This window comes from Vibrio sp. Hal054, assembly GCF_037162405.1.
Taxonomy (GTDB): Bacteria; Pseudomonadota; Gammaproteobacteria; order Enterobacterales; family Vibrionaceae; genus Vibrio; species Vibrio diazotrophicus.
Window position 1 is genome coordinate 887,013 of the sequence record NZ_JARLUT010000001.1, and the last position, 24,090, is coordinate 911,102.

General features: G+C 43.4%; 23 protein-coding genes and 1 pseudogene. 13 read left to right on the forward strand and 11 right to left on the reverse strand.

Features of this window, described 5'->3' with window-relative positions; all coding sequences use genetic code 11:
* The first annotated feature begins 516 nt into the window (after window positions 1-516).
* From fadI to P4S58_RS04095, 3 genes are all read left to right on the forward strand, one after another.
* The gene (gene fadI, locus P4S58_RS04085; RefSeq protein WP_042486261.1) at window positions 517-1,824 is read left to right on the forward strand and encodes an acetyl-CoA C-acyltransferase FadI; all 1,308 of its coding nucleotides are present in this window, start codon (window positions 517-519) and stop codon (window positions 1,822-1,824) included.
* Window positions 1,824-3,947, forward strand: a complete 2,124-nt coding sequence (gene fadJ / locus P4S58_RS04090) for a fatty acid oxidation complex subunit alpha FadJ (RefSeq protein ID WP_102969283.1) — start codon at window positions 1,824-1,826, stop codon at window positions 3,945-3,947. The genes fadI and fadJ overlap by 1 nt, the downstream gene beginning before the upstream one ends.
* Window positions 3,948-4,120: 173 nt before the next feature.
* Window positions 4,121-4,669 (forward strand): NAD(P)H nitroreductase, encoded by a 549-nt coding sequence (locus P4S58_RS04095; RefSeq protein ID WP_102953804.1) that lies wholly within the window; start codon window positions 4,121-4,123, stop codon window positions 4,667-4,669.
* Between the two features lie 72 nt (window positions 4,670-4,741).
* Here the strand turns inward: P4S58_RS04095 and P4S58_RS04100 are convergent, their stop codons facing one another.
* The gene (locus P4S58_RS04100) at window positions 4,742-5,617 is read right to left on the reverse strand and encodes a LysR family transcriptional regulator (RefSeq protein ID WP_042486152.1); all 876 of its coding nucleotides are present in this window, start codon (window positions 5,615-5,617) and stop codon (window positions 4,742-4,744) included.
* 237 nt (window positions 5,618-5,854) lie between these two features.
* Here P4S58_RS04100 and P4S58_RS04105 point away from each other — a divergent pair, with 237 nt between their 5' ends.
* The 7 genes from P4S58_RS04105 (at window position 5,855) to recR (ending at window position 11,656) form a co-directional block, all read left to right on the forward strand.
* Window positions 5,855-6,958, forward strand: coding sequence for a response regulator (locus P4S58_RS04105; RefSeq protein ID WP_042486149.1), 1,104 nt, complete (start codon window positions 5,855-5,857; stop codon window positions 6,956-6,958).
* A gap of 211 nt (window positions 6,959-7,169) precedes the next feature.
* Window positions 7,170-7,301, forward strand: a complete 132-nt coding sequence (locus tag P4S58_RS04110; protein ID WP_102940142.1) for a hypothetical protein — start codon at window positions 7,170-7,172, stop codon at window positions 7,299-7,301.
* Window positions 7,302-7,319: 18 nt separating this feature from the next.
* Complete coding sequence (locus P4S58_RS04115; RefSeq protein ID WP_258006776.1) at window positions 7,320-7,712, forward strand: YbaN family protein; 393 nt, start codon at window positions 7,320-7,322, stop codon at window positions 7,710-7,712.
* Between the two features lie 137 nt (window positions 7,713-7,849).
* Window positions 7,850-8,395 (forward strand): adenine phosphoribosyltransferase, encoded by a 546-nt coding sequence (gene apt, locus P4S58_RS04120; protein ID WP_042486144.1) that lies wholly within the window; start codon window positions 7,850-7,852, stop codon window positions 8,393-8,395.
* A gap of 89 nt (window positions 8,396-8,484) precedes the next feature.
* The gene (gene dnaX / locus P4S58_RS04125) at window positions 8,485-10,629 is read left to right on the forward strand and encodes a DNA polymerase III subunit gamma/tau (RefSeq protein WP_102969285.1); all 2,145 of its coding nucleotides are present in this window, start codon (window positions 8,485-8,487) and stop codon (window positions 10,627-10,629) included.
* An 80-nt stretch (window positions 10,630-10,709) separates the two neighbouring features.
* Window positions 10,710-11,039, forward strand: a complete 330-nt coding sequence (locus tag P4S58_RS04130) for a YbaB/EbfC family nucleoid-associated protein (protein WP_042486139.1) — start codon at window positions 10,710-10,712, stop codon at window positions 11,037-11,039.
* A 14-nt stretch (window positions 11,040-11,053) separates the two neighbouring features.
* On the forward strand, window positions 11,054-11,656 hold the full coding sequence (gene recR / locus P4S58_RS04135) for a recombination mediator RecR (RefSeq protein ID WP_042486136.1): 603 nt from the start codon (window positions 11,054-11,056) through the stop codon (window positions 11,654-11,656).
* A gap of 53 nt (window positions 11,657-11,709) precedes the next feature.
* On the opposite strand, the gene aqpZ is transcribed toward recR, so the two are convergent.
* Both aqpZ and P4S58_RS04145 read right to left on the reverse strand, forming a co-directional pair.
* Window positions 11,710-12,411, reverse strand: coding sequence for an aquaporin Z (gene aqpZ / locus P4S58_RS04140; RefSeq protein ID WP_102969286.1), 702 nt, complete (start codon window positions 12,409-12,411; stop codon window positions 11,710-11,712).
* A gap of 121 nt (window positions 12,412-12,532) precedes the next feature.
* Window positions 12,533-12,781, reverse strand: a complete 249-nt coding sequence (locus P4S58_RS04145) for a YkgJ family cysteine cluster protein (protein WP_102969287.1) — start codon at window positions 12,779-12,781, stop codon at window positions 12,533-12,535.
* 164 nt (window positions 12,782-12,945) lie between these two features.
* On the opposite strand from P4S58_RS04145, the gene P4S58_RS04150 reads away from it, so the two are divergent.
* Window positions 12,946-13,386 (forward strand): YcgN family cysteine cluster protein, encoded by a 441-nt coding sequence (locus tag P4S58_RS04150; protein ID WP_102969288.1) that lies wholly within the window; start codon window positions 12,946-12,948, stop codon window positions 13,384-13,386.
* A 209-nt stretch (window positions 13,387-13,595) separates the two neighbouring features.
* Here the strand turns inward: P4S58_RS04150 and P4S58_RS04155 are convergent.
* Window positions 13,596-14,021: pseudogene (locus P4S58_RS04155) on the reverse strand (phage integrase); the annotation flags it as partial.
* Window positions 14,022-14,106: 85 nt separating this feature from the next.
* Between P4S58_RS04155 and P4S58_RS04160 the strand changes: the two are divergent.
* Entirely contained in the window at window positions 14,107-15,129 is a 1,023-nt protein-coding gene (locus P4S58_RS04160; RefSeq protein ID WP_337162997.1) for a hypothetical protein, read from the forward strand.
* Here P4S58_RS04160 and P4S58_RS04165 read toward each other — a convergent pair.
* The 5 genes from P4S58_RS04165 to rlmA form a co-directional block, all read right to left on the reverse strand.
* A complete protein-coding gene (locus P4S58_RS04165; protein ID WP_102968113.1) occupies window positions 15,035-16,588 on the reverse strand; it encodes a DUF4041 domain-containing protein in 1,554 nt (517 codons plus the stop codon). The two genes, P4S58_RS04160 and P4S58_RS04165, sit on opposite strands and share 95 nt — an antisense overlap.
* Before the next feature lie 56 nt (window positions 16,589-16,644).
* On the reverse strand, window positions 16,645-17,145 hold the full coding sequence (locus P4S58_RS04170; protein ID WP_102968114.1) for a hypothetical protein: 501 nt from the start codon (window positions 17,143-17,145) through the stop codon (window positions 16,645-16,647).
* Window positions 17,146-17,176: 31 nt separating this feature from the next.
* Complete coding sequence (locus P4S58_RS04175; protein ID WP_337162998.1) at window positions 17,177-17,875, reverse strand: hypothetical protein; 699 nt, start codon at window positions 17,873-17,875, stop codon at window positions 17,177-17,179.
* A gap of 290 nt (window positions 17,876-18,165) precedes the next feature.
* Window positions 18,166-18,522, reverse strand: coding sequence for a hypothetical protein (locus P4S58_RS04180; RefSeq protein ID WP_102968116.1), 357 nt, complete (start codon window positions 18,520-18,522; stop codon window positions 18,166-18,168).
* Between the two features lie 257 nt (window positions 18,523-18,779).
* Entirely contained in the window at window positions 18,780-19,598 is an 819-nt protein-coding gene (rlmA, locus tag P4S58_RS04185; RefSeq protein WP_102968171.1) for a 23S rRNA (guanine(745)-N(1))-methyltransferase, read from the reverse strand.
* A gap of 285 nt (window positions 19,599-19,883) precedes the next feature.
* Between rlmA and P4S58_RS04190 the strand changes: the two genes are divergently transcribed.
* Entirely contained in the window at window positions 19,884-21,767 is a 1,884-nt protein-coding gene (locus P4S58_RS04190) for a methyl-accepting chemotaxis protein (protein ID WP_102968117.1), read from the forward strand.
* Between the two features lie 101 nt (window positions 21,768-21,868).
* On the opposite strand, the gene P4S58_RS04195 is transcribed toward P4S58_RS04190, so the two are convergent.
* Both P4S58_RS04195 and gap read right to left on the reverse strand, forming a co-directional pair.
* A complete protein-coding gene (locus P4S58_RS04195; RefSeq protein ID WP_337163000.1) occupies window positions 21,869-22,753 on the reverse strand; it encodes a D-hexose-6-phosphate mutarotase in 885 nt (294 codons plus the stop codon).
* 131 nt (window positions 22,754-22,884) lie between these two features.
* Entirely contained in the window at window positions 22,885-23,880 is a 996-nt protein-coding gene (gene gap, locus P4S58_RS04200; protein ID WP_042486118.1) for a type I glyceraldehyde-3-phosphate dehydrogenase, read from the reverse strand.
* Window positions 23,881-24,090: the final 210 nt, after the last annotated feature.

Sequence of the window (24,090 nt, forward strand, 5' to 3'; positions counted from 1 at the left end):
AAAATTATGCTCAAAACAACTTTTCAGCGAAATTAATTTCGTTCTGCTCAATAAATCACATTAAAATTGATCTATTTCAAAATCTGTTGCTCAGGAGCAGTTATAGTTGTTCACGTCATCTAGTTAGTCCTTGTGGCTAGCATGTTGAGCAAGATGACACTTCCTTTTGAAGGCTGACTTTACTTTCTCCTAATCAGGAAACTGATTATTTTCAATTGGCGTAAGTTAATTGTTTTACTATATATTCCGACCACACAGATTTGTGTGGTTTTTTTTTGCTTTCAATTCTGCTTTTTGAAAATATTTATTTCCTTTCTTTCTTCAATCACTTCTCTCTCAATCACTTGTAAACCATTCAAGACAAGCTGATATAAAGGTTAGCAGAGCTTAAGCAGGAATACTTGTTTCGCTGCTGATATCACGTTTTCTAAACGCTTGTTTGATTGTATTAACAATCTCGTTACAATGAGCAGGTCAGACCTCTTATTCTAAGGAAAAGTAATGGGTAAACAGATAATGGGCAAACAGGAAGTCAAAACGCGTTCGGGTGAACGTGTCGCTATCGTCGCAGGTCTAAGAACCCCTTTTGCACGCCAAAGTACAGAGTTCAGCCAAGTTCCCGCTGTTGATCTTGGAAAGATGGTAGTAAGTGAATTACTTGCTCGTACGAATATCGATCCCAAGTTGATCGAACAGGTTGTGTTTGGGCAAGTTGTTCAAATGCCAGCGGCGCCAAATATTGCGCGAGAAATTGTACTTGGTACCGGTATGGATATTAATACGGATGCTTACAGTGTGACGAGAGCATGTGCAACCAGCTTTCAATCAGCAGTGAACGTTGCAGAAAGTATTATGGCTGGCACGATCGACATCGGTATTGCGGGTGGTGCGGATTCTTCATCGGTACTGCCAATTGGCGTTTCAAGAAATTTAGCAGCGAGTTTATTGGCATTAAGTAAAACCAAAACAATCGGCCAAAAACTCAAAGTACTGAAATCACTATCGCTCAAAGACTTAATGCCTGTACCGCCAGCCGTTGCGGAGTATTCAACTGGGCTTTCCATGGGACAAACCGCCGAGCAAATGGCAAAAACCCACGGGATTTCTCGCGCTGATCAAGATGCATTGGCACATCGCTCACATACACTCGCTTCAACTGCTTGGAGTGAAGGCAAAATTCAGGGCGAAGTAATGACTGCTTTTCCTGAACCTTATAGAAAGTGGATCGAACAAGACAACAACATTCGCCATGATTCGACTTTGGAAGGGTACGCCAAATTGCGTCCTGCCTTTGACCGTCAATATGGCACAGTAACCGCAGCCAACAGTACTCCTCTTACTGACGGCGCAGCAGCCATTATCTTGATGCGTGAAGGTAAAGCGAAAGAGTTGGGGCTGGAGATTATGGGTTACATCCGTTCTTACGCGTTTTCCGCTATTGGTGTTCAACAAGACATGCTTATGGGGCCATCCCATGCAACGCCTATCGCGTTAGATAGAGCAGGCATTACGCTTTCGGATCTTACCTTGATTGATATGCACGAAGCTTTTGCTGCTCAGACTTTGGCGAACTTAAAAATGTTTGCCAGCGATAAATTTGCCCAAGAAGTGTTGGGGCGTAGCCAAGCGATTGGTGAAGTAGACATGGATAAATTTAACGTGCTTGGTGGATCCATTGCCTATGGTCACCCATTTGCGGCGACAGGTGCACGGATGATCACTCAAACACTTCGAGAGTTAAAACGCCGTGGTGGTGGTCTTGCATTGAATACGGCGTGTGCCGCAGGCGGACTGGGTGCAGCTATGATTTTGGAGGTTGAGTAATGAGTGAGTCGAAAGCGTTCCATCTTAGAATTGATGAAGACAGTATTGCTTGGCTTGCCATCGATGTTCCGGGAGAGAAAATGAATACTCTGCAATCTGCGTTTGCCGCGGAAATGCAAGAGGTGTTCACGGAACTGAATCAGTCAAAGAATCAAGTAAAAGGTCTGATCATCCACTCTTTGAAGCCAGACAACTTTATTGCTGGCGCCGATGTTCGAATGTTGGATTCTTGCACTTCTGCAAAAGAAGCGCAGGAGTTGGCGACCCAAGGTCAACAGATGTTCCAGCAACTGTCGGATCTCCCATTTCCTGTTATCGCTGCGATTCATGGCCCATGTTTAGGTGGCGGTTTAGAGCTTGCTTTAGCGTGTGATTACCGTGTGTGTAGCGATGATGACAAAACACGTTTGGGCCTGCCAGAAGTGATGTTGGGTTTACTTCCAGGATCTGGCGGTACACAACGTTTGCCTCGACTGATTGGCTTACTGCCATCACTAGATCTGATTCTTACAGGTAAACAATTACGTGCAGCGAAAGCGAAAAAGCTAGGTGTTGTTGATGCTTGCGTGCCAAACAGTGTTTTGTTGGATGTTGCAAAGCGTTTTGTGAATGAGAAGAGTAAAAAACGCAGCAAAGGCAAACTGACGACGAAAGAAAGACTGATTTCGCGAACTCAGTTTGGCCGTAAGTTTGTGTTCGAACAGGCCTCTAAGAAGACGGAACAAAAGACGCGCGGTAACTATCCTGCGGCGAAAGCGATATTGGAAGTCATTCAATTTGGCTTAGAAAAAGGCATGAAAGCAGGGCTTCAGTTAGAAGCGGAAAGATTTGGTGAGTTAGTGATGACGTCCGAATCGAAAGCTCTGCGTTCTATCTTCTTTGCGACTACAGAAATGAAGAAAGAAAACGGTAGCGATGCTGAGCCAAGAAAAGTCGAGCGAGTGGGTGTATTAGGTGGCGGTTTGATGGGTGCGGGTATCAGCCACGTCAGCGCATCAAAAGCTAAAGTGCCAGTTCGCATTAAAGATGTCTCGAATGATGGAGTGCTCAATGCACTCAAATACAACTACGGATTGTTCGAGAAGCAGCGTAAGCGCCGTATTCTGAGCAAAGCTCAGGTTCAGCACGAGATGATGAAGTTGTCTGGAGGCACTGACTTTACCGCGTTCAACTTGACTGATGTGGTGATAGAAGCGGTGTTTGAAGACTTGGAGCTCAAACAATCCATGGTTTCAGACATTGAAACTCATGCTAAGCCAACAACAATTTTTGCGACCAATACATCCTCGTTACCGATTCATCAAATCGCTGAAAAAGCAGCTCGCCCTGAAAATGTGGTTGGTTTGCATTACTTTAGCCCGGTTGAAAAGATGCCTTTGGTTGAGGTGATACCGCATGCAACTACTTCCGATGAAACAGTATCAACTGTAGTGGCACTTGCTCGCAAACAGGGTAAGACACCGATTGTCGTTAAAGATAAAGCAGGCTTTTACGTTAACCGTATTCTTGCTCCTTACATGAATGAGTCAGCACAAATTCTAATGGCAGGTGTGCCGATAGAAGAGATTGATACTGCGCTGCTAAACGCAGGGTTCCCTGTCGGACCTATTACCTTGTTGGATGAAGTTGGTATCGATATTGGCGCGAAAATTATTCCGATATTGGTTAAAGAACTTGGCCCTCGTTTCCAAGGCCCAGAGGTTTTCGACAAGTTGCTTAACGACAACCGTAAAGGTCGTAAGTCTGGCAAAGGCTTCTATATCTATAAAGGCAGTAAGAAAAAAGAAGTCGATAAATCAGTCTATAAGCTACTGAATTTGAAACCAGAGTCTCATCTCAGTGAGAGTGAAATATCATTGCGCTGCATGTTGCCGATGTTAAATGAAGCAGTACGCTGTTTAGATGAAGGCATCATTCGCAGTCCAAGAGATGGTGATATTGGCGCTATATTCGGTATTGGTTTCCCTCCGTTTTTAGGTGGACCTTTCCGCTATATGGACCATATCGGTCTTCCTAAGCTGGTGGAAATGATGAATAAGCATGCCGAAAAATATGGCGACAGATTTGCGCCTTGTGATGGTTTGCTAACTCGCGCAGGAGTTGGTGAGACTTTTTATTCATAACGTCTTCTATCTATAGACCTTCTATTTATAAGAAGGAAAACAACGTCGGCGAAGCAAAAACAGAAAGTGAGGTGAAAACCTCACTTTTTGCATTGATGAGAATAAAAATTTCTATGCTAGGATTGGTTTAAATTTATATCTTCAACAAATTAAGCACTTAAGAAGGACTTATCATGGATGCTCTTGAACTGCTGCTCAATCGCCGCTCTATGGCCAAGCTTGTTGCTCCGGCTCCAGAAGGCAAAGCTTTGGAAAACATTATCCGTGCTGGGTTACGCGCACCGGATCACGCAAACCTGACCCCTTGGCGTTTTGTTATTGCGCAGGGGAGTGGTCTTCATAAACTTTCGGATGTTTTGGTTAAAGCCGCGATTGCTGATAACAATGATGAAGCCGCGGTAACTAAGATGAAAAATGCGCCTTTCCGAGCTCCTATGGTAATTACTGTGATTGCCAAAGTGACGCCGCATGAAAAAGTGCCTGCGTTTGAACAGCACTTGTCTGCGGGTTGCGCTGTGCAAGCGATGCAAATGGCTGCAGTTGCACAAGGTTTTCAGGGAATATGGCGTTCAGGCAATCTAATGTTCCATCCTGAAGTGCGAAGCGCTTTTGGTTTGCAAGGGGAAGATCACGTAGTCGGTTTCCTTTATCTGGGGACTCCAGAAGGGAGTACGATGAAAGTGCCTGAGCGTGAACTCAGTAAGTTTGTCGAGTTTCTTTAATCTTTAATCTTTAATAACAGAAAGTAGAGATAAGCAAAAAGGGCCATTCGGCCCTTTTTTAATGCAAGTGTTTTAATGCAAGTGGTAGGCGATAACAAAATCGATAAAGAGACGCACTTTTTCTGGAAGGTGGTCTTTATGGTTATACAGCATATAGATATCGCGCGGATTCGCACTCCACTGGTCAAGTACTCGAACTAGACTGCCTTCGGCAATGTATTCGGTAATCATGACGTTCGGCATCAGGGTAATACCTAACCCCTCAGAGCAAGCAATACGAACCACATCTAGAGTGTTGGCTTGGAAACGACCTTTATCTAAGTTAATAACCGTTTCACCTTCGGTGTTGGTGAGTTGCCATTTAAGTAAAGGATGTCCTTTAAGCAGTGAATGTCGGCTCAGCTCTTCCGCATGTTTAGGAGCAGGGTTCTTAGCTAAATAAGTCGGGCTTGCAACCAAAATATCTTTTACTTCACTGATTTTGCGGGCAATTAAGCTTGAGTCGCGTTGTGGGCCAATTCTGAAAATGACATCCCACTCCGTTGGATCAAGTTGGTCTGCTTGATTGCTAGTCGTCAGTTCAATATTAATTTCTGGGTACTGCTTCATAAACTCATTGAACATCGGCATCATTAAACGCTTAGTCAGGTTTGAAGGTGAAGAGATCTTAAGTTTGCCAGATGCGCCACGGCACTCGTCAGTGATCTCTTCCGCCATTGAAGCCAAACGGTGTAAGAGAGGAGAGCAATCTTTGAAGAAACGCTCTCCAGCTTCTGTAAGAGAGAGTTTACGAGCGTGGCGATTAAGAAGTCTCAAATTCAATGAGTCTTCGAGTGCTTGAATGCGTCGAGTGATCGTAGCAACTGGAATCATCGTTTTGCGAGAAGTTGCCGTGTAACTTCCATTCTCGACCACCAGTCGAAAGAGATTTAGATCGTCTAGTTTCATTTTTCCTGACACATTATTTTACGAATTTGCTTAACTTATACGGATATCTGAAAGCAAAGGTTGAGTCATGTCAACTTGTTTGACGATTTTGAGACATTGCGTACATATAGTATGCAACTAGACCTGAAAGTGGAATATTTGTATAAATCCTTTTTACTGACTACTTTTTAAATAACGAATTCACCTGCTTTGAAGTCAACGTCATTGCATATAACAAACGCATAGTGGGGTTAGGCTATGTACAAAACTCATCCACGTATGGATCCGCAACCGATGGCGGAGTCTGTACACAAGAAGCTAATCATGTTGGTTGATGATGACCCCATTTTTAGACGTATTACGAGTGGCTATTTGTCGGCACAGGGTTATGAAGTGATGGAGGCCGAGAATGGTTTGGATGGACTTAGAAAGCTAAGAACCGTTGAGCCTGATTTGGTCCTGTGTGACTTGTCTATGCCTGTGTTAGACGGCATAGAGTTTGTGGAAGAAGTCAGTTTAGAGTACCCATCGTTACCATTGATCGTTGTTTCAGCAACTGATGAAATGTCGGATGTGGCAAAAGCCTTACGTTATGGGATTAAAGATTTTCTGGCGAAGCCGATTGGTAACCATGCTCACTTAGGTTGTGCAATAGAAAGCACTTTAGAAGATTCCAACAACCACATTGTTGACCAACGTGATTTTTCCAGCCAATGGTTCCGTGTTGACGGCGGTGGCGATGTGCCTGAAGAGCAAGAGTTGCATTGGCATCTGGACTTTCTACGTTCAAACCCAAATGCAGCCCGTGATTTGTTGCACGCTTTGCTGCCTGAAAACGACACTTCACAGGGTGTATGGAAGTGCAGTTATCGCCTTCTTCAGTCTACGGATACAATGCCGTTAGTCTTTGACTATGCGTGGCTGATGAATGGTCAGTTTGCTTTCTATTTGGTTGACTCAGCCACGAACGATGAAGACAACGTTGCCAGTACATTATTGGTGAGAGCACTATTTCATGACTACCTGCGTAACCTGCGCAGTTTCAGCGCGGATCTCAAAGACTTGGCTGACATCTTAGAAAAAGGGCTAGAGTGCTCGCCTTGCGCGCAACCAGTGTCGGCGCTGTTTGGTCTGGCAGACTTAACGGACGGCACACTGTCCATTTTGCCCGCAGGGTTAGATAGCCAGTGGTCAAATGGTTACATGACGCAACATATTTCTGCTGGTGTGAATCTTGGTGAAAATTGCATGAAAAATTTTATTACCAAAGATCTTCTGATTCACGGAGGATGCCAGCTTTCTTTGGGTAAGATTGGGGTAAGTAGTTTTTCTCTTGATATTCATCGTGGTGCCGAAGCATAAGGCTTCGGCACTTACACTTAGTAATTTCAGTTTACACTTATACATAGTGTGAGCCTTGTATCTGCCTGCCAATAACCACACAATTACTCTGTGTTTAAGTTGAATTGTTTAAGGTATAGTCTGCGCCGAAAACAATGATGCATCAATTCGTTTACTTGTCATTAACGAGATGCAATAACAAGACTCAACACACAAGCTCAGAGACGTACCCATGGCAGATAAAGATTTTAAAGAACCATATAACGTTTTATATTTTTTAGGTTTTATTGCAGCCCTATTGATCCCAACGCTTCCAGCAACATTAACTTGGATTCGCGTATTTAGTGGATACGAGGGTTTCTAACTATTCAGAGGTTTCACCATCAGTATTCGTCGGTACACCTATAATATTGTTGGTGCTGTGAGTGTATGCCTAGGCATTCTGGGCATCATCCTTCCTTTGCTACCAACCACACCATTTATCCTGTTAGCCAGTGCTTGCTTTGTCAGAGGAAGCCCACGCTTTCACACTTGGTTGCATCAACACGCCTTATTCGGCCCCATTTTAGAAAATTGGCATCAGAATCGAGCGGTTTCCAGAAAAGTGAAGATTCGGGGAACCCTATTTATCGTTGCCAGTTTTGCATTCTCTATCTGGTTTGTGCCTCATATTTGGTTAAAACTTCTACTGTTTTTTGGGCTTGTGGTATTGATCACTGGGTTTCAGCGCATACCTACCTACGAGCTGGTTGCTAACCAGCAAGAAAATCACTAGCATTAGCGGGAAGTGTGCCCACTCTTCGTAGTGGGCGTTTGTTTTTTCGGCGCTATGAAATATTAATTTAGGGTGTGCCGGAATTTTAATACCAGTACATAGATTCTTGTACTGAATGAACCGAAGTTAATTTAGTTATGACAACCGAAACTCTTTCACTGATCAAATCAAGCATCAAATCAATTCAAGACTATCCAAAGCCAGGAATCTTGTTCCGTGACGTAACGAGTCTGTTGGAAGATGCTCAAGCATATCAAGCAACTATTCAGTTATTGGTTGATAAGTACAAGGATATGGGATTTACCAAGGTTGTAGGTACAGAAGCTCGTGGTTTCCTTTTCGGTGCACCACTGGCTCTAGAACTAGGCGTAGGTTTTGTACCAGTGCGTAAGCCGGGTAAACTTCCTCGCCAAACCATCGCTCAATCTTATGAATTGGAATACGGTACAGATGTACTGGAAATTCATGTCGATGCTATTAAATCTGGCGACAAAGTACTTGTTGTTGATGACCTGCTCGCGACAGGCGGTACTATTGAAGCGACAACTCTTCTGATTCGCCAACTTGGCGGTGAAGTAGAACACGCAGCATTTGTTATCAACCTACCAGAAATTGGTGGTGACAAGCGTTTAGAAGGTTTAGGCTTAAACGTTTACAGCATTTGTGAATTTGAAGGCCACTAATACCTTTTCAGTTGTCGGACAGTTTGGTTTCTAACAGTCCAGTGGCTGAATAGACTAATTAGGTATAAACATCTACAACGGAAGGTTTCATGAGTTATCTTGCCTTAGCGCGTAAATGGCGTCCTACCAAGTTTAAAGAAGTGGTAGGGCAAGCCCATGTATTAACAGCTTTAGAAAATGCTTTGGCTCACAATCAACTTCACCATGCGTACCTGTTCAGTGGTACACGTGGTGTAGGTAAAACGACGATTGGACGACTTTTTGCAAAAGGGCTCAATTGCGAAACAGGAATTACATCAACGCCTTGTGGCGAGTGTGCAACCTGTAAAGAAATTGACCAGGGACGTTTTGTTGATTTACTAGAAATCGATGCGGCGTCGCGCACCAAAGTTGAAGATACTCGTGAGCTTCTCGATAACGTCCAGTATAAGCCAGCGCGTGGTCGCTTTAAGGTTTATCTGATAGACGAAGTTCACATGCTGTCGCGCCACAGTTTCAATGCATTATTGAAAACGTTGGAAGAACCGCCTGAGTATGTGAAATTCCTGCTTGCGACCACCGACCCTCAGAAGCTGCCGATGACGATTTTATCTCGTTGTCTTCAGTTTCATCTAAAGCCGATCAGTATCGAAAATATCCAGCAGCAGCTTGAGCATGTTCTTACTGAAGAAAGTGTCGCATTTGAGCACAAGGCGTTAGGTCTGATTGCTCATGCCGCTGATGGCAGTATGCGTGACGCGTTAAGCTTAACCGATCAGGCGATTGCGCTGGGTAACAATCATGTGGGCAACGATATTGTGTCGCACATGTTAGGTACACTTGATACTGACCAAGCGTTACATCTGTTGCAATCAATCAGCTCCAAACAACCTCAAATGGTAATGGAATCGATTGAGACATTTGCGCAGAATGGTGTTGAATGGGATGGACTGCTTCAGCAGTTGGCGAGCCAATTGCACCGCGTCGCCATGTTTCAGGCACTACCTGCAAGCTTAGATAAATCGGCTCCAGATGCTGAGAAAATTGAATGGTTAGCGAAGTCTCTGACACCTCAGGATGTTCAGCTTTACTATCAAATTGCGTTGAAAGGCAGAGCTGACCTTGCTGCTTCGCCGACTGGGCGTATCGGTATGGAAATGATCGCTTTGAGGATGATGGCATTCAGACCATCTCAAGTGTCGTTGACCTCAGCGATATCGACGCAAAGTGAACCTGCAACACCAGCAACAGTAGCTCAGCCAGCTGCTCAAGCAGCTGTAGCTCCGAGACCTCATGTTGCCCCTTCGGCTCCTGTAGCACCAAGTGCTCCGCAACATTCAGCGGCTCCGGCTCAAACTGTGCCACAATCAGCGCCAGTTCAGAGTCAACCTGCTCAGAATCATGCCGAGCAATATAACGCGCCGCGTGATGTCCAACAGGCGCCGATGAATCCTGTTTCTCAACCTGAACCTTATGTTCCAGAAGAAGAGCAAACTGTTGCAGAATCGCCTCAGCAAGAACGCAAAACATCTTCGCCTTTAACTGGGTTAAGACATCAGTTGCGTTCACAGCGTGAAGGTTTGAATCAGCAAGGAAATTCTGGTCAAGGAAACACTGGTCACGGATCAAAAAAGTCTGAAGCGGCATCTGCAAAACCTACTTCGGTGTTAGAGCGAGTGGCACAACGTGCTCAAAACGCTTCGCCGATGTCGCCAGCGTATGAGAGCAACGAACCTGAAGATCAAGAAGCATATCAATGGCGTCCAACTCAGCCAGTTGCTGAAGTTGAAGTAAAAAAAGAACTGACACCGACTCAAATTAAAAAGTCTCTGGAGCATGAAAAAACACCAGAGATGACCGCTAAGCTTATTGATGAAGCTTGCGCTCAAAATGAATGGGCGAGTTTGATTCAAAGCTTAGAAACGGCGAAGCTTGTTGAGCAACTGGCGCTTAACTCTGTGTATAAGAAACAGGGTAATGTTATCGAGCTGCTATTGCGCTCCAGCCATGCTCACCTGAATACGGATAAAGCTCAAAGCGAGCTGCTACAAGCGCTTAACGCAAAATTAGGTGAAGAGTGTGTACTTTCGGTCTCTTTAGGCGAAGAAGGTGAAACACCGCTCGAACTGCGCGAAAGGCTGTACCAAGAGAAACTTTCTCATGCCATGAGCCAACTATCGACAGATCCTAATGTACAATTTATTGAGCGTCGCTTTAGCGCCGAACTTGATAAAGACAGCGTAAGACCAATTTAACCGAAACGGTGGGGTTGAGATTTTAATCTTTTATCCCCACTGTATGTGAAACAATCAAAGATAAAACCAGAGAGATAAAGATGTTTGGTAAAGGCGGAATGGGCAACTTAATGAAGCAAGCCCAACAAATGCAAGATCGCATGCAAAAGATGCAAGAAGAAATCGCAAACATGGAAATCACCGGTGAATCTGGTGCAGGTTTGGTAAAAGTTACAATCACTGGTAGCCACAGTGTTCGCCGTGTTGACATCGATGAAAGTTTGATGGAAGACGACAAAGAAATGCTGGAAGATTTGATTGCAGCTGCGTTTAACGATGCTGCTCGTCGTATTGAAGAAGCATCAAAAGAGAAAATGGCTGCAGTTACTGGCGGTATGCAACTACCACCAGGCATGAAGATGCCTTTCTAAAAAGTAGGTGATTGATGCGTACCAGTCATATGCTGGAGCATTTGATGGAGGCCTTACGTTGTCTGCCTGGGGTTGGTCCCAAGTCTGCCCAACGTATGGCCTTTCATTTGTTACAGCGCGACAGAAAAGGTGGGTTACTTCTCGCTGAAGCTCTTGGTCAGGCAATGGTGGATATTGGCCATTGCAGCCAATGCCGAACATTCACTGAAGAAGAAACTTGTCATATCTGTAACAACCCTAAACGTCAGGAAAACGGCCAACTTTGTGTGGTTGAAAGCCCAGCAGACATTGCTGCTTTAGAAGCAACAGGCCAGTTTTCGGGACGTTACTTTGTTTTGATGGGGCACTTGTCTCCACTTGATGGCATAGGCCCAAGTGATATTGGATTAGATGTTCTGGATTTCCGTCTTCAAAAAGGCGGGATCAGCGAAGTTATTTTAGCAACCAACCCGACGGTAGAAGGCGAAGCGACAGCGCACTATATTGCTGAGCTATGCCGTGAACATCAAGTCTCGGCAAGTCGTATTGCCCATGGTGTACCTGTTGGTGGTGAATTAGAGCTGGTTGATGGCACTACCTTGTCGCACTCTTTATTAGGTCGCCAAAGGCTTTCCTAACATGCGCTTTAGCATCCAGAGCCGCTGCTTGCCACAGCGGCTTTTGTTTATCTTCAATCGATCTCTTTTATTTCGCCATCCACAATCTTATAGATAATCGCTCCGATCATTCCGCCCACAATAGGCGCTACCCAGAACAGCCACAACTGCGACATCGCCCAGTCACCGACAAATACAGCCACACCAGTGCTTCGAGCTGGGTTCACGGAAGTATTCGTTACCGGAATACTAATTAAGTGAATGAGGGTCAGACACAAGCCGATAGCAATAGGTGCAAAACCTTTCGGGGCTCTAGCGTCCGTGGCACCCATGATGACGAACAAAAAGACGCCTGTCATAACCAACTCGCTCACCAGAGCAGCCATGAAAGAGTAGCCACCGGGAGAGTGTTCTCCATAACCATTGCTGGCAAATCCAGACGCACCAATGTCAAAACCGGCTTGACCTGTAGCGATAACATACAACACGCCGCCAGCAATAACGCCACCAATGACTTGGGCAAGAACATAAGGGAGAATATCTTTACTTTCAAATCGACCGCCAGCCCATAAACCAAAAGTAACAGCAGGATTTAGGTGACAGCCTGAGATATGACCTATGGCATATGCCATGGTGAGAACCGTTAAACCAAAAGCGAGTGATACGCCTAGTAAGCCAATGCCGACATCGGGAAAGCCAGCAGCTAAAACTGCGCTGCCACAACCACCGAGAACCAACCAAAATGTCCCTACTAGCTCTGCGAGATATTTCTTCATAGTCACATTCCTATATGTAACAAAGACACATCTGAAGCGTAGTAGAAAAACGCAACTCACTTAGAGTAAAGGGAAATTATTCTGTTTCAAAAGTGGTACTTAGATCTAAAAATGGCTGAAACTAGGTTAACTGTTCGAGCTCGGTGAGATTTTGCAGAGCTTCTTGATTGGTTGACCCACAAACCACAGGGCAGGGTTTAAAATCGTGGCAGACATTTGGTCTCTCCGGCTTGCCAAACAACTTACATAAGTTATCGTCATTCAATTGAATGCATCGTACACCGGCAGGTTTTCCATTTGGCATACCCGGAATTGGAGAAGATATGCTAGGAGCAATACAACATGCACCACATCCAAGTCGACAATTCATCATGACCTACCGCAAGTAAAAGCAAAAAGAAGGGCGCAGATGTTAACAGAAAAACCAGTAGCGGTAGACATTTTACGACGTTTTTTTCAGCATATTTGCCCTTGAATTTTAAGTGGTGGGGCGGTATAACACGTCCCCCGGTTACAGACAGAAAGAATTCAGCAATGACAACACCATTTTGGGAAAGCAAAACACTAGAACAAATGACAGAAGCAGAGTGGGAGTCACTGTGCGATGGCTGCGGTAAGTGTTGCTTGCATAAGCTGATGGATGAAGATAGCGATGAGGTGTATTACACCAACGTTGCTTGTAGCTGGCTAAATAGTAAAACCTGCGCTTGTAAAGACTACCCTAACCGTTTTGAATCAGGCGAAGAGTGCTTGAAACTCACTCGCGACAAAATCGATGAGTTCCACTGGCTTCCAGATACCTGCGCATACCGATTACTGTCTCAAAATGAACCTCTACCGCAATGGCACCCACTTATCACTGGTTCAAAAGCCGCAATGCATGCAGAAGGTGAAAGTGTTCGCAATAAAGTCGTATATGAAATCGACGTTGTGGATTGGGAAGACCATATCTTGAACCATCCTTCACGACAGTAGGGATACCAAGGCGCGATAAGGGTTTAATCAATCCCTTATCGCCATAAATCGCCTCAAAACGCAGATCTTACTATTCTCTGCCGCCACTTTGTCGTTACTTTATGGCGGCAGAAATTAAATCGAATTTAACGGATTCTTCTTCACTGCATCTTCTAAATGATCTGGTGCCAGGTGCGCGTTGTGCATGGTTTGCTTGATATCCGAATGTCCAAATCTTGCTCGTTATTACAGGTGTGCAATAACACGGCGATTTTACGCCCCTTCAGATCTTCAACTTCACCAGCTAAACGACGAGTACGATATTCCGTGAACATAGCAGGAGTGAACTTGTGATAGAGCGGGTCACCAACGGCTAAGCCAATCACTTTCAGTTTGTTGTAGGTGTATTTCGAATGGGCAATCGACTGACCGTGGCGTTCTTGCCACAAATCAATCATATCTAACAGGCTGCGGGTTTGGGCTGTTTCACCAAGCCAAGGTTTATCGTCTGTTTCTCTCAGTACAAACTTCTTATAAGCAAGGGCTTCACCTTTGGTAGCAAAGCGTTTTCTTACTCGTTTACCGTTGCGACCGCTCGGGCGGACATCACAAAGCCAAGGCTTTTTATTGCCGTCTTTAAGATTTCTTATAGCCATAAATACACCGATATACTGTTTTTATATACAGCAAATCGGTGGGGGTGGAATCTTCAATGTTTAAAATCTGTGGGTGCGAACAATCATGCATATCGGTTTGTTGATAGTATATGAAATCAACTTAACAATTATTGGGCTTTGTATGGATGCAGAAACCTACGTTAAAGAATTATTAGAAAATCACTTTGGCTTAAAAGTAGAGAAGATACCTGCAGGTGAAACGAAAACTCCTGACTTTTTAGTTCAAGCTGAGAATGAAGAGTATTTAATAGAAGTAAAGGAGAAAGAAGCTCATCCGGAATTAGAAAAAGCTAAGGAAAAGGCTTTTCAACAAGAGGAGCTGTTTCAAGTTAGTGAATCTCTAAAGACAAAGTCAGTCCTACAAAATGTTGTGCGTGATGGTAAAAGGCAAATACAAGCTTTCGTAACTAACGAGGCTACTTTTAGAGTCTTATGGATTCATTGTACGGGTGTAGGGTATGACGCGACTGTAGAGCAAATTATTACCGGATTATATGGTAGTGAGACAATTGTAGATTTCAGCTCTGAGGATGCTTTCTCTGGCATCTGTTACTACTTTGGACATAGTCAATTTTTCAAATTCAAGGATTCATTAGATGCAGTGTTAGTTTCTAATGTAAAAAGCGAAGTTATTCTTTGCTTAAATAATCTTTCTCCTAGGTATGAACAAATAAAGAACTCTCAACTCGTCTTGAAAATGGAAAAAGGTGTAAGAGATCCAGTTGAAGAAGCAAAATCTGGTAAGGCTTTTTTGGTAGATAGTGAAGTTGATAGGGGAAAACCAGAAGAAGTACTGGAGTTCTTAAAAATGAAATATAAAAGCGAAAAACTTCAAGTTATGAAAATTACTCATTTTGAGGTTCATTCAATTCAATCGTTCCGCACAAATCAACAAAGTGAACAAATTAAATGCAAGCGCTCAACCTACAGCTGTATAGCGCTTGCAATCTACATTTTTGCCCCAAAACGCTACCCGCATTCAGTGGCAGTATTTAAGCGACAACTTTCTCTTCGAGACTTTTGGCTATTGCTAGGCTCTCTCTATATTCAGCAGCTTCCGCTTTTAGTGTCCAACGAGCATCACTAATACCATGCTGTTCTACCGCCTGTTTGACTTCCGCAATCGTAGTACTGAAAAATTCCTTTCTAGGGTTCACTTTGTTTACAGACTGAATGTCGAATTTCTTATGCAGCGCTTTTTCTAGTGCAGGAGCATCTTCACTGTAAATCATCGCGTGAACATCGAACGAGAATGGTACAGATGCATCACCTAGTTCTTTGACCCTGTCCATCGGTTCTAGTCTACGAGTCATACCAATCTTAAAGACGTTGTCACCGAAGCTGCCAATATTACTGATTACGTAGACATGACCACGGCGAGTTTGTTGTGCCATTGAAATTGCGCGCTGTCCTTTCTCTTCGGCTGCTTTAAGCTTCTCTTCCAATTCAGCTAGTTGGGCTTCGTATTCGGTTTTTTGGTCTTCGTTTGCAAGACCAAGTTCTTGGCGAGCTTTCTCAAGGGCTTTTTGCAGAATACGTTCTTCTTTCTCAGCTTCTTTGATAGCTTTTTCCATATCTCGCTGAGCACGTTCTTCTTCGCGCATTTGAGCTTTAATTGCAGCTTGTTCTTCTTTCTCAATCTGCTTCAGCTCGTTCGCTGCTACTGCCCACTTTAACTCAGTAAGTCTTGCGTCTAAAAACTCTTGGTTTATTCGGGCGTTGCGAAATGGTGCTCCGTTATGGTTAACAAGGGCAAAAGCGTCGATGATTTCTTGCTTAATTTTGCCGAAATTGTCGTGTTTAACTTTAGCCAAGGCACTGTCAACCTTACCGTTAAAGGCATCTACGGCAAAATGGATTGCGTACATTCTTCTGTTTGCTTCTGCGTAGTCACAAGTGCCAGCATATCCATTTTTAACCATGTCTCTCACGCGGCTACGAGCAGCTTTCAGTTCTTCTCCAGCTTCTTTATGTCCAAACTCTTCAGTTAAATCGTCTAGAACTGAATGGTTCGGAATGATGTAGTCATCTTTGTAGCCATCAATGGTATTACGCATCGCTCGAATTGCACTTTCGTAGGAATCGGCTTTGGCTTTAGCTTCATAAGCATTTCCTGCAATTTCTTTAGCTTGTGCTTTAGCAAAACTGATCACTTTATCTGCTTCAGCTCTCGCTGCACTTTCTATACTTGCGGCTTTGTCTTTTGAGGTTTGAAGGTAATGTCTTGCTTCTGACCGCGCTTCTTTTGCTTCTTCCACAATAGTGCCTGCTTCAGCTGTTGCTTCAGAAACGATTTTCTCGGCTAAGTTACGTTTAGCTAGAACTTCTTCCTCGGCCTCATCGGTGATTCTTTGATTGTGTAATTCAATATCAATGATGGAACCATATTTACTGAGTAAGCCGTTTACTTCTTGTGTTAACGACTCTGATTGCTTTAAAGAGTCTTCATACTTCTTCTTTAGAGACTTTGTCCGAAAATGGGAAATGATCAGTAGTAGTAAAGGTAAGAAAAAAATAATAATTACAATTAAACCGCCAGTATCCATCCTGATTCCTTATCTGTTTTTTATATTGATACTTGAAACACCATTTGAGCGTTAATTTATAGTTGTTCTGGCACTTCGCCAGTTTGTATCATCTCTTCAAACTGCTCTTTGTTCAGGATGAAGACACCTTGTTCCAATGCTTTAGCGAGTTTTGTTGGTCCAGCGTTGTATCCATAGCAAAGTATGTCTAGGTTCTTGGTTACACTAGTACGGACAAACATGTTGTTGTTTTCTGCTAGTTGAGTGAGAAACTCTTTGTCTGCTTTGACGAAACCAGTAAAGCAAACATCCATTGTTTCTGGTGAGGAATAACGATTTGATGATGACTTGTCATATTGTGGCAACTTGTAGTTTTCATCGCCGAATGTACTTTTAGCATCATCAAAGCTATCAAATACTTGAACGACACGGTCATACCGTAAGGTCTTTGGGTGATTAGCTTGTACGCAGAAACCTTGTACGTAATGCGGGTGATCCTCATCGTCAAATTTCGCATTCGTTAAATGTTGAACGCTACCTACTCCTGACGAGTTAACGTATGTGCATATAAAATCCATTTTTGCTCCAGCCATTTGAGTTGATTTAGTTTTATTTTTCTATTTGTAAGCCTTTTAAAAATTTGAAATCTTTAGTGTATTTATCAGTAGAGAAAATAAACGTCTCGCCATACATAGATTCGTATTCAATTTCTATGACATATCCTAGGTATATTCTTTGCTTTAACCTAGCCCTTCCGTCATGTTCGAGAGATTTGACGTGAATAGCGAGAAGCATATGACGGGCGTTTGCTGAAATACCTCCATCATCATGAAGATCTAGTGTATGAATTGACGAGATTTCATACCCAAGATGGTTTCTTAGTTCTTCTTCGAAATTTTCAATTTCAACATTTTCGTTATTAGTACCAGAGCGCTTATAAACTCTATGAGATCTAATGATTGCTGGGCCTAATCCATTATTTTGTACAAATAACGTATAAATTAAATTGTCATCTGTATGGGAAAACTTTTCATAAAAGTCTATGTGTGGTTTGACAGATAATCGGTCATGTTTACGCTGCCTGAACCCTTGCCATACAGTAAAACCAAGAGCGCAAAGAGCTATGATGACACTCGCCATCTCAGTTAAGCTAATGTTATCCCAAAAGTCGGGGGTGTTAGTCATAGTGAACCCACCATAAGAGACTTCTAACATGTCGTAATCATTCTTTTTCAGAGTTACCGCTACACACCCAACAACCGTGATACGTTCTTTTGTAACATCAACTGTTGAACCACCAAATACCATCGCGATCTTTAGAAAAAACAGAAAGTCAGTTTGTTGTATCCAACATGGTTAATAACTTATCCTATTGACTCATACCGCATGGTTTCTCTTATATATGCATGAGCTAGATTATCCTGTAGTGAGCTGATATTACTACTATATATCTAATAGACGCTGGCGAACGTGTGACAAAGAACATGGGGGCTTCGTGCTTTCGATAAGTAAAACTAAATCTCACATAACAAAAATCCCACAGTGTAGTTAAACATTGTGGGATTTATTAAAGCCTGAGAAGAATTGGGAGAGTGGGGTTAGGCTAATAAGAGTAATAGGCTACCAACGGTTGCCGCTGCGGAAAGATATTGCCCCGCAGAGAAGAACGAATCATCTTTGTCTTTTACTTTGTCTGGGTGTTCCATACCTAAAGCGCCATAGGTAAAGGCTTCCACCTTATCACTCATGGTTTTATCACCTTCAGGCATTTTGCCGTTCTGCTCGATATCTTGTAATGCGGCAAGCAACGCCTTTCCTTCGTCAGAAAGCGTTACTTTGTTTTGTTCGACTTTCAGTGGTGCTGGTGAAGCCGACTCTGTATTTGCTGAAGCTTGATTTTTTACCGGTTGAGTGGCATTCAGATTAGATACTGATCCTGCGCCTACTGGGTTCATGCTGCTCTCCTAAATCCATCCTCAATAACTATATCGACAGGCTTATGTCAAACTTGTGTTATTTTTTGAACATATTTTCACTGTTTCTTACAAAGCAATTAGCATGCCTATTTTTTATACTTCTCTAGGTTGGGATTTTGGAGAGGGATGCTTGGGGTGTTGTTGGAGAAAGAAGTTGTGTTTGTTATTGAAGTTACAGTGGTTTTTGTGGTTCCTGTAACTTCAAGTCACTAACGTTATTCGACAGGTAAGGATAACTAAGCTTTTCTATACACTCGAATCATAAAGTCTGCTTCGCATTGAACACTGGCTGAGTTTTTCAATTCCGCTTTGTAAGCTTCACTTGCGCGCCATGCAAACGGAGTCATCTGAAGTAGATCAAATGCATCATCTCCGCTTAGTGTCATCAAGTAATTCACTTTCTCTTCGTGTTCTAAGGTGAAGTTTTCAATGACTTCAGGCAGTTCTTCATGCAAGCGTACGTCTTGATAGATACCTTGTTTAAACTCGTATAAATGTCTTGCAGCTGGGGTGACTGTAATAACAACACCGCCTGATTTGATGCAGCGATTCAGTTCATCTGCTTTGCAAGGAGCATAGATGCGTAAAATTCCGTCGAGCGCTTCGTCGGCAAAAGGTAAGCGATGGCTTGAAGCAACGGTAAAATCACAGTTTGAGTAGCGTTTTGCCGCATATCGAATAGCCACTTTGGAAATGTCCAGCCCGAAGGTATTGGCTTGCGGGTTCTGCTGTTTTAGGCAATCTGCAATATAGGTTGTGTAGTAGCCTTCACCGCAACCGATGTCTAACAGCTGGTGGTCTGTGTTTATTAAGAAACGTTGGCACAACTCGGCGACTTTCTCACGCATAGGGTTGTAATGACCGCCATCGAGAAAACGACGTCTTGCTTGCATCATCTCTTTGTTGTCACCTGGATCTTTCGAGCGTTTATGGTGAGCAGGCATCAAGTTGACGTAGCCTTCTTTTGCCAAATCAAACTGATGGTTGTTTACACATGAATAGGTGCGTTGGTTAAGAGTGAGTGGATGCTGGCAAAGCGGACACTGGTAAGCCATGGTGTTCTCAAGGTAGTAAATGGAAGCGTAAGTGTAGCGGTTACTCCACCAAATAAAAAGCAAGTTAACAGGCAGGTGTTGCATGACTTTTGGAAGGGGAATCTTATTTTTATCGCGTTTGCACTGCTATACCGACAATAATTTGGTTTATGCCAATTTGTTGACATAAACCTTTGCATAACAATGAGTTATATATTGAAAGTTTTATATCTTTTTAGTGGATAGCCTATTGCAATGAGGTTAGTATCTCGCCTGTAAAAACAACAATATGAGAGCTGTTAAATAATGTCATTTTCGCTAAAGCAAAAGTTAATTGGTGCTAGCCTAACCGCAGTTGTTGTTATGGCCGGAGCATTAACATGGTTGTCTATAGACCGTATCTATGATCAGACGCAAAAAGCAATGTCAGAGCGTGTTGAATCTCTAACGACTGCGACTGCCAAAGGTATCTCGGATTGGGTTGCTGACAGAAAATCTATCACTTCAGCATTTAAAGCCTATGCAAGCGCTGCGGATCCAACGCCTTTTTTACAACAAGGCCGAGTTTCGGGCGGTTTTGATGAGCTGTATTACGGTACCACCGAAGGGGTGATGAACCGTTCTTATCCTGAGAGATATCAAGAAGGTTACGACCCTCGCAAACGTCCTTGGTATATTGATGCATCGACGGCTGGCAAAATGATTGTAACTACGGCGTATCAAGATGCAGTGACCAATGCATTGCTTATCACTATTGCTGAACCTGTTACTGTCAATGGACGCTTTTCTGGTGTTGTCGGCGCTGATGTGTTGATTGAACAGCTAGCCTCTGACGTGCTTTCATCCGATGCGGGTGAGAACGCTAGAACCATGCTTATTGATACTCAAGATGGCAACTGGCTAGCGCATCCAAATAAAGACTTCACACTAAAACCTGTATCTGCAGTGTCAAAAGTGTTAACTATCGACGCGATCAACAAAGCGGCGAGAGACAAAACCTTTATTCCTGTTACGTTGAATGGCATACAAAAGTGGTACTACTTCAAGTCTGTACCGGGAACTCAGTGGATCTTTGCGGTAGAGCTGGATAAAGACACTGAGCTTGCTTCAACGGACTCATTGCTTTGGGGATTAATTTCAACGGCAGTAGTGATTACGTTTTTAGTATTACTTGCTGTGTCTTGGTTGGTTAATTTCTTGATTAGAGATCTTTCTCGCGTGAGTAAAGCGTTGGAAGAAATTGCCTCTGGTGATGCGGACTTGACGCAACGCCTGACGATTCATTCTGAAGATGAAGTGGGTAAACTGGCGCAAAGCTTTAACCAGTTTGTGGGCAATATGCAGCAAATGGTAGCGAACTTAGGTAATGTGTCTGCTGAGCTTTTACAGCAATCCGCTCATGCTGCGAAGCAATCAGACCAAAACAATATGCGCATTCAGCAGCAGCAAGATGAAATCAACATGGTTGCGACTGCGATTAATGAAATGTCAGCTGCAACGCATGAGATTGCGGGTAACGCTGAGCAGACGGCTGGCAACTCTAATGATGCCGTTATTGCATGTGATGCCGGTGCTCGTCAGGTTTCTCAAACACAGGTTTCTATTGAAAATCTAGCGACCGAAGTGGAAGTGGCAACTGGCGTTATTACTGAGCTTGAAGGTCACAGCAACCAAATCAGCAATATTCTATCGACGATTCAGGGAATCGCAGAGCAGACAAACTTGCTAGCGCTAAATGCAGCGATTGAAGCTGCGCGAGCGGGTGAGCAGGGTCGAGGATTTGCGGTTGTTGCCGATGAAGTTCGAGTGTTGAGCCAACGTACTTACGCGTCGACAAAAGAAATTCAGCAAATGATTGATACGCTACAGAGTACAACGGGTAAAGCGGTATCGATCATGAATGACAGCCGCACATTGGCGACGACCAGTGTAAACGATGCAATCAATGCTTCTCAGTCGTTAGAGCAAATTAGAACGGTAGTGTCTGCGATTAGTGATATGGCAACACACATTGCGACTGCAGCGGAAGAGCAAGCTTCGGTGACATCGGAAATTACGCGTAATACTCAAGGTATCCGTGATGTATCGAACGAGTTCTCGATGGAAGCGAAAGATGCTGCAGAGCAGGCCGCGATACTCTCTTCACTCTCTCATGAGCTTGAATCTGAGATTCGCCGATTCAAAGTTTAATGTTGCTTAGACGCTTTATTTAAATACATAAACAAAAATCCGATAAACAGTGTTTATCGGATTTTTTCTTTTCGGGTTCGAACCACACTAAGACGAGATGGTTAGTTTGCCGAAATGGTCGTTGCTAATAGGTACTGTTCACCCGGTTGCAACGTTTGACCTGCAGAAAGGCATGGTGCATGGATGGTCGACTCAACACAGAACATGGTTTTGTAACCGTCATCAGACATGTCAGCCATTGCTTTTGAACCTTGAGACCAAGGGTTCCACAGCACTGCGCAATTGTGACCATTGTTTTCAACCAATAGCGCTCGTTTTAGCACTGGGTCTGTAACGGTGATTTTTGATTCCGGCATAGTGTAGACACGATCGATCGTATCAGTGAGTACCAGTGTCTCTTCACCTTGGCAGATTTTTGAATCTTGCAGCTTGTCGATGTATTCTGCGCCCATACCTGTTGTGGTAATTTGAGCTACATCGCCAACATTCAGGTAAGTATGAAGCGCACTTGAGAACGTCCAAGCTTTTTCATCCGTGTTGTTTACTTCCAGTGTCACTTTCAACTCATCGCCAATTTCGACAAACAAGCGGGTCTTAAACTTGTATGGCCAAATTGCCAGTGTTTCTTCTGACTCTTCAAGCTCTAGAACAACTACAACACCTTGTTCATTTTCTCTGTGTTCTGCCAATTTCCATTGGCTGATACGTGCAAAACCGTGTCCAGGTTCTGCAATTTTGCCAAACCAAGGCCAACAAACTGGAATACCACCGCGAAGTGCAGCTTTGCCGTCAAAAGGTGTGTTGCTACTCATCCAAATCAGGTCTTCTTTGCCAGCAGGAACATAAGAAAGAACATGAGCACCATGCAGAGCGATAGCGGCGGTAGCTTTATCATGGATGACACGAACGATTTTTACCTCGTCTTTTTCAACGATGGTCACGTTGTCAGAGAGGTAAGTAAGGGTAGGTAGAGAAAGTAGATCCATAAATATCATTCCTCGTTCAGTTTTTTGCTTAGACTGATTGTTATTAGGAAAATCAAATCTGTAGAAACAAAAAAGGCGACACATCGGCCGCCTTTTCAGATTCTCAACGAATTTCTTCGCTAATGCTTACATTACTTAGAGATGTGAGCGATTAGGTCTAGAACTTTGTTTGAGTAACCGATTTCGTTGTCGTACCAAGATACAACTTTAACGAATTTGTCAGTTAGAGCGATACCAGCTTTAGCATCGAATACTGAAGTGCATTTTTCGCCGATGAAGTCTTGAGATACTACTGCGTCTTCAGTGTAACCAAGAACGCCAGCCATTTCGCCTTCAGAAGCTTCTTTCATCGCTTTACAGATTTCTTCGTAAGAAGCAGCGTTTTTCAGGTTAACAGTCAAGTCAACAACAGAAACGTTAGCAGTTGGTACGCGGAAAGCCATACCAGTTAGAAGACCTTTAACTGCTGGAAGTACAACGCCTACTGCTTTAGCAGCACCAGTTGAAGATGGGATGATGTTTTGAGAAGCACCACGACCACCGCGCCAGTCTTTAGCAGAAGGACCGTCTACAGTTTTTTGAGTTGCTGTAGTAGCGTGAACTGTAGTCATAAGACCAGATTCGATACCGAACTTGTCGTTAAGAACTTTAGCGATAGGCGCTAGACAGTTAGTAGTACAAGAAGCGTTAGAAACGATGTCTTGACCTGCGTAAGTGTCGAAGTTTACGCCGTTAACGAACATTGGAGTTGCGTCTTTAGAAGGGCCAGTCATAACAACTTTCTTCGCACCAGCAGTGATGTGCTTACGTGCAGTAGCGTCGTCAAGGAATAGACCAGTTGCTTCAGCAACAACGTCAACACCGATTGCATCCCATTTTAGATCTTCTGGGTTGCGTTCTGCAGTAACACGTACAGTCTTACCGTTTACGATTAGGTTACCACCTTCAACTTCAACAGTGCCGTTGAAACGACCGTGAGTTGAGTCATACTTAAGCATGTAAGCCATGTAATCTACGTCGATTAGGTCGTTGATACCAACAACTTCGATGTCATTACGTTCTTGTGCTGCACGGAATACGAAACGGCCAATACGGCCAAAACCGTTAATACCTACTTTGATAGTCATTATAGTTGCTCCACAACTTAATTTCTGATTAAAGATAACTGGTAGTAAAATTACAAAATCCAGTAAACATCTGCAACAGATAATCCGACTTAACTTGTTTAAAGTCAAAAAAAACTGTCGCTTTTTTTCACAATCACTTACAACTGATTAGTTTTTAGACGTGCTACTGCTTTTCATCCCTACCAATTGACGTAAAATAATCAAGATACG

Bases quoted from the DNA above. Each gene is read 5' to 3' on its own strand.
- fadI (WP_042486261.1), top strand. From the start codon at position 517: ATGGGCAAACAGGAAGTCAAAACGCGTTCGGGTGAACGTGTCGCTATC.
- fadJ (WP_102969283.1), top strand. From the start codon at position 1,824: ATGAGTGAGTCGAAAGCGTTCCATCTTAGAATTGATGAAGACAGTATT.
- P4S58_RS04095 (WP_102953804.1), top strand. From the start codon at position 4,121: ATGGATGCTCTTGAACTGCTGCTCAATCGCCGCTCTATGGCCAAGCTT.
- P4S58_RS04100 (WP_042486152.1), bottom strand. From the start codon at position 5,617: ATGAAACTAGACGATCTAAATCTCTTTCGACTGGTGGTCGAGAATGGA.
- P4S58_RS04105 (WP_042486149.1), top strand. From the start codon at position 5,855: ATGTACAAAACTCATCCACGTATGGATCCGCAACCGATGGCGGAGTCT.
- P4S58_RS04110 (WP_102940142.1), top strand. From the start codon at position 7,170: ATGGCAGATAAAGATTTTAAAGAACCATATAACGTTTTATATTTTTTA.
- apt (WP_042486144.1), top strand. From the start codon at position 7,850: ATGACAACCGAAACTCTTTCACTGATCAAATCAAGCATCAAATCAATT.
- dnaX (WP_102969285.1), top strand. From the start codon at position 8,485: ATGAGTTATCTTGCCTTAGCGCGTAAATGGCGTCCTACCAAGTTTAAA.
- P4S58_RS04130 (WP_042486139.1), top strand. From the start codon at position 10,710: ATGTTTGGTAAAGGCGGAATGGGCAACTTAATGAAGCAAGCCCAACAA.
- recR (WP_042486136.1), top strand. From the start codon at position 11,054: ATGCGTACCAGTCATATGCTGGAGCATTTGATGGAGGCCTTACGTTGT.
- aqpZ (WP_102969286.1), bottom strand. From the start codon at position 12,411: ATGAAGAAATATCTCGCAGAGCTAGTAGGGACATTTTGGTTGGTTCTC.
- P4S58_RS04145 (WP_102969287.1), bottom strand. From the start codon at position 12,781: ATGAATTGTCGACTTGGATGTGGTGCATGTTGTATTGCTCCTAGCATA.
- P4S58_RS04150 (WP_102969288.1), top strand. From the start codon at position 12,946: ATGACAACACCATTTTGGGAAAGCAAAACACTAGAACAAATGACAGAA.
- P4S58_RS04160 (WP_337162997.1), top strand. From the start codon at position 14,107: ATGCATATCGGTTTGTTGATAGTATATGAAATCAACTTAACAATTATT.
- P4S58_RS04165 (WP_102968113.1), bottom strand. From the start codon at position 16,588: ATGGATACTGGCGGTTTAATTGTAATTATTATTTTTTTCTTACCTTTA.
- P4S58_RS04170 (WP_102968114.1), bottom strand. From the start codon at position 17,145: ATGGATTTTATATGCACATACGTTAACTCGTCAGGAGTAGGTAGCGTT.
- P4S58_RS04175 (WP_337162998.1), bottom strand. From the start codon at position 17,875: ATGGTATTTGGTGGTTCAACAGTTGATGTTACAAAAGAACGTATCACG.
- P4S58_RS04180 (WP_102968116.1), bottom strand. From the start codon at position 18,522: ATGAACCCAGTAGGCGCAGGATCAGTATCTAATCTGAATGCCACTCAA.
- rlmA (WP_102968171.1), bottom strand. From the start codon at position 19,598: ATGGCTTACCAGTGTCCGCTTTGCCAGCATCCACTCACTCTTAACCAA.
- P4S58_RS04190 (WP_102968117.1), top strand. From the start codon at position 19,884: ATGTCATTTTCGCTAAAGCAAAAGTTAATTGGTGCTAGCCTAACCGCA.
- P4S58_RS04195 (WP_337163000.1), bottom strand. From the start codon at position 22,753: ATGGATCTACTTTCTCTACCTACCCTTACTTACCTCTCTGACAACGTG.
- gap (WP_042486118.1), bottom strand. From the start codon at position 23,880: ATGACTATCAAAGTAGGTATTAACGGTTTTGGCCGTATTGGCCGTTTC.